This is a genomic window from Gemmatimonas sp. (genome assembly GCF_044376735.1).
Taxonomy (GTDB): Bacteria; Gemmatimonadota; Gemmatimonadetes; order Gemmatimonadales; family Gemmatimonadaceae; genus Gemmatimonas.
Map to the genome: position 1 here is coordinate 1 of NZ_JBILKJ010000197.1, position 4,348 is coordinate 4,348.

Genomic DNA, 4,348 nt, shown 5'->3' on the forward strand with positions numbered 1-4,348 from the left:
GTGCCGGAGGCGGCGGCCCTGCTGCCGTGGTCGCAGCAGATCGCTCTTCGCGAAGAGTGGCTCACCAAGCGACATGCGCTGTTGTTGCCGATGATGCGGCGCCACAAGATCGGGATGTGGATCGTGGTGAACGAGGAGTTTCATGACGACCCGCTGTCGCAGTACGTGGCGCCACCGCGCCCGTACACGGGCAATCGCGACTTCTTCGTGTTCATCGACGGCGGCGAGCAGGGGCTCAAGAAGTTCGCCATCACGGGCTATACCGAGGAGAATCTGGCGCGCTTCTTCGATGCGCCCTTCACCGAGCCGCGGCCGCCGGCCACGACGTTGCGTGATCTCTATCAGCAGTACAAACCGGCCACGGTGGGGCTGGGCATTCGCGGGCGACGCGGGCAGACGCGCTCGCTGGGCTACGACGCGTACCGGTTCCTGGCCGAAACGCTCGGCGAGGACGCCGAGAAGACGTTCGTGAGCGCGAGCGACCTGATCGAGGAGTATCTCGACACGCGGCTGCCGGAGGAGGCGGAACACTACCGCGCGGCGGTGTCGGTCACGGAGGCGATCGTGAAGCGGGCGCTGTCGAATGCGGTGATCACGCCGAATCGCACGACCGTGGGCGATGTGCGTCGTGCACTGTTCGACATGCTGGGGGCGGCCGGTGTGCGCACGTGGTTTCAGCCCGATCTGCGCGTACAGCGCACGGGCGAGGACATCGCGACGTCGCGAGGCTTTCTCGCCGTGGCGCCGGAGAGCACGGTGATTCGCCATGGCGACGTCGTGCACGTGGACTTCGGCATCAGCTACATGGGCTTCGATACCGACTGGCAGAAAATGGCGTACGTGCTGAAGCCGGGCGAGCGCGATGTGCCCGACAGCTTCAAGCAGGCGATGGCGAACACCAACACGTTGCAGGACGCGGTCATGCTGCGTCACGCGCGGCCGGGGGCGACCGGCGGATCGGTGTTCACCAATACGATGGTCGAAATGAAGCAGCGCGGCATCGAAGCGATGGTGTACTCGCATCCCATCGGCACGCAGGGGCACGGGCTGGGGGCATCGATCGACTTCCGCAGCCCGCTGCGCAGCGATACCACCGCGCAGAACTCACGACTGCGACTGGGTTCGTACATCTCCATCGAACTGAATACGGCCACGCCGATTCCCGAGTGGAACGGCAAGAAGCTGTTCGTGATGATGGAGGATGACGCGTTTCTGACGGAGCAGGGCTTTCGCTTTTTCCGACCGCGTCAGACGTCGTACTACCTGATCAAGGCGTCCGGCAGCGCGATGTAGCGCTGCCGGACGGTGCGGCGCTCAGTACGCGTAGCCGAAGATGATGTTCATCTCGTCGCTGGAGAGCAGGCCAAAGCCGATGGTGCGGTCGGTGACGTTGTTCCAGGTGACGACCGAGACGAGCGCGTCACCGGGTTGGAGCACGATCGGCGTGTCGAAGTTCGTGAAGCCCGGGTGCTCCCAGTCGGTGTTGACATACACGGTGGTTTCGGTCGCGTCGGCCCGGCGCACGCGGATCTCGTAGCGCTCGCCCATCGAGTGCATGTGCGACGTGAGCCCCAGCACGGTGGTGCGTACCGACATCGGAAAGACGGTGCGGATGGTGGTGCGCTGCTTTGGCGGCAACGAGAAGCTGGTGTTGGCGAGATTGAGGGTGCGGGCCACCGTCTGCACCTGCGCCCGATCTGCCGTGTAGAGATTGGCGAACGCCTCGCCGGGCAGGTCGATCGGCGCGCGATTCACGTAGTGCACGTTGAAATCGAGCGAGGTGTTGGCCGGCAGACGCAGCGCCACACCGGGAGGAAACCGGTAATCGAAGTCGGGCGTCATCGCGCCCGCGAAGTACACGTGACAGGCCATCGGGAGCATGTTTACCACGTTCATCGACCCATCGGTGTTCCGGATGTCGCGCACCGTGTTGGCGGCGGGGCGCAGATTACACGGGAACGTGGTGCGGCTCTCGTCGAAGGTGTAGAGCAGCAGATGGTGGCTGCCCGGACGCATGCGCGACTGAATGCGTGTGACGTAGAGGTCGTTGGCATTGCCGACCCGGCGCAACACGAACAGCTCCCGCTCCGAACCGGGGGACACCGCGAAGCTGTCCACCTTGAGCTGCAGTCCCGCCGCGGTGGGGGCGGCGAGCGGCGTAAAGCTCGCCGTCTGCAATCGGGCGTCGGCGAGTACGGCGGTGTCGACCACGTGTCCGGTACGCGGGGCGCCCGCTTCGATCCAGCGACGCACGTACTCGAGCTGGCCGGCGGTGAGTCCCTTGGTGGTGCCCATCGGCATGAGCTGGCCATAGTCGCGGCTATGGTGGCCGGGGACCCACGCCAGCTTGTGATACAGCAGCGAGCTGTCGGCCCGATACGGCTTGACGCGGGCCACGCCATCGGCTCGCGCGATCTGCTGGACCGACCCGACGCCAACGAGCTGCTGGTAGGCGGAATCGCTGGTGAGCACGAGCTGCGATTGTCTGGCGTTCGCGTCACCGGCGCGATGACAGGACACGCACGACCGATCGAGCACATCGCGCTGGATCCGGGCGAACGTGCCGTCGGCGACCGCGCTGCTGGGCGTGTCTTCGGTCGCCCCGTCACCGCCACAGGCGGCCATGGACAGGAACAGCATCGGCAGGGCGATTCGACGAAACAGCACGGGCACCGGACCTGGTTTTTCAGGGTTCAGCGGTCTCTGGCAGTCCGCGGGCGGACTTCAGGGGATGCGCGATAACGTAGGTGAACGCAGGCTGGGTGGCCAGCATGCCGAGCTGCCGCCGAGCTGCTGCTGGACTGCTGCTGGCGCCCGTCGTCGGGGAGACCTACCATGCAGGGTGACACCTATTGTCGTTCGTCTCGTGCTGCTGGGGCTGGTAGTCGCGCGCGGGTTCGTCGCTCCGTGCCGTGTCGTCGCGCAGGATGTTCCGTCGAGTCCGGTCGGCGAGGCGTTGCAGCGCATTGTCTCGTCGAACCGCCTGGCCGCCCAACGTTGGCCACAGCTGAGTGACGTGGCCGCCGATCTGCGCACGGTGTACACCGGCAGCGGCTGGGCTCCGCTCTGGACGCAGGGGGGTCGTCCGACCGCTTCGGCGCTCACGACGCTCGATCAGCTTAGGCAGATCGACGCGCGCGGCCTCGACCCGGCCGACTACGATGTGTCCCGTCTCGTCGCGTTGACGGCGGCCCTGCGCGGCGGCGCTTCCGCGCCGGCCACCCCGGCATTGATCGCCGAGTTCGACGCGATGCTCAGTACGGCGGCACTCCGCGCGTTACGCTCGTTGCAGTACGGTCGCGTCTCGGCGCGAGTGGCACATGCGCAGCTGCGCTTTCCGCATGAACCGTGGGATGCGCCGTCCGTGCTGCGCACACTGACGACCTCGGCCGACCCGTCGCGGCAGTTCGCCGAGGCTGAGCCGCCGTATGAGCACTATCGGCTGTTGGTGGCCGCACTCGGGCGTTATCGGGCCCTGGCGAGCGATACTGCGTTGCTACGTGCGACAGTGCGCGACACCACCCGAAAGCAGGGCGCGCCGGAAAGCATGGCTGCGCTGCGTCGTCGTCTCGAGGCGCGCATCGGGCAGATCACGATAACGCTGGAGCGGTGGCGCTGGCTGCCTCACCGATTCGCGACGCCGCCGATCATCGTGAACATCCCCGCTTTCGAGCTCTACGCATTCCGTGGGCTCAGTGAGCGCGAGCGCGATGTGCTGCGGATGAACGTCGTGGTCGGCAAAGCGTACGATCACAAGACGCCGGTGTTCAGCGGCGCCTTGCGGTACCTGGTGTTCTCGCCGTACTGGGACGTGCCGCCGAGTATCGCGCGCAAGGAAGTGATCCCGAAAGCGCGTCGCAACATCGAGTATCTCACGCGCAACGCGTTCGAGATCGTGGGTACCGACGAGCAGGTACGGGCCACGACATCTTCTGCCCTCGATGCGGTGTCGGCGGGCAACGCCCGCATTCGGCAGCGTCCGGGGGTGCTGAATGCGCTGGGCAGCGTGAAGTTCATCTTCCCGAACGAGTTCAACGTGTACATGCACGATACGCCGGCACAGGAGTTGTTCGGGGAAGCGCGACGCGATTTCAGTCACGGCTGCATTCGGCTGTCGCGGCCGGCCGAGCTGGCGGCGTTGCTGCTGCGCGATCAGGCGGGATGGGACTCGACGCGGATCGCGGCGGAGATGCACCGTGCCACGCCGCTGCAAGTCCCGCTCACGACGCCGGTACCGGTGCATGTGGTGTACGCCACGGCGGTCGCGCGGGAAGACGGCACGGTGGTTTTTCACGACGACATCTACGGGCACGACCGACGGCTGCGCGGATTGCTGCAGGGCGGCTAC

At 66.1% G+C, this 4,348-nt stretch carries 3 protein-coding genes; 2 read left to right on the plus strand and 1 reads right to left on the minus strand.

Translation table 11 applies throughout. The features are described 5' to 3' along the window. Window positions 1-1,293 (plus strand): M24 family metallopeptidase (locus tag ACIRA7_RS15260; protein WP_396221700.1); only part of this gene is annotated, 1,293 nt, incomplete at its 5' end. A 21-nt stretch (window positions 1,294-1,314) separates the two neighbouring features. On the opposite strand, the gene ACIRA7_RS15265 is transcribed toward ACIRA7_RS15260, so the two are convergent. Beyond that, window positions 1,315-2,667 (minus strand): hypothetical protein, encoded by a 1,353-nt coding sequence (locus tag ACIRA7_RS15265; protein ID WP_396221701.1) that lies wholly within the window; start codon window positions 2,665-2,667, stop codon window positions 1,315-1,317. Window positions 2,668-2,842: 175 nt separating this feature from the next. On the opposite strand from ACIRA7_RS15265, the gene ACIRA7_RS15270 reads away from it, so the two are divergent. Next, window positions 2,843-4,348, plus strand: a 1,506-nt coding sequence (locus ACIRA7_RS15270) for a murein L,D-transpeptidase (protein ID WP_396221702.1), incomplete at its 3' end; no start/stop codon positions are given.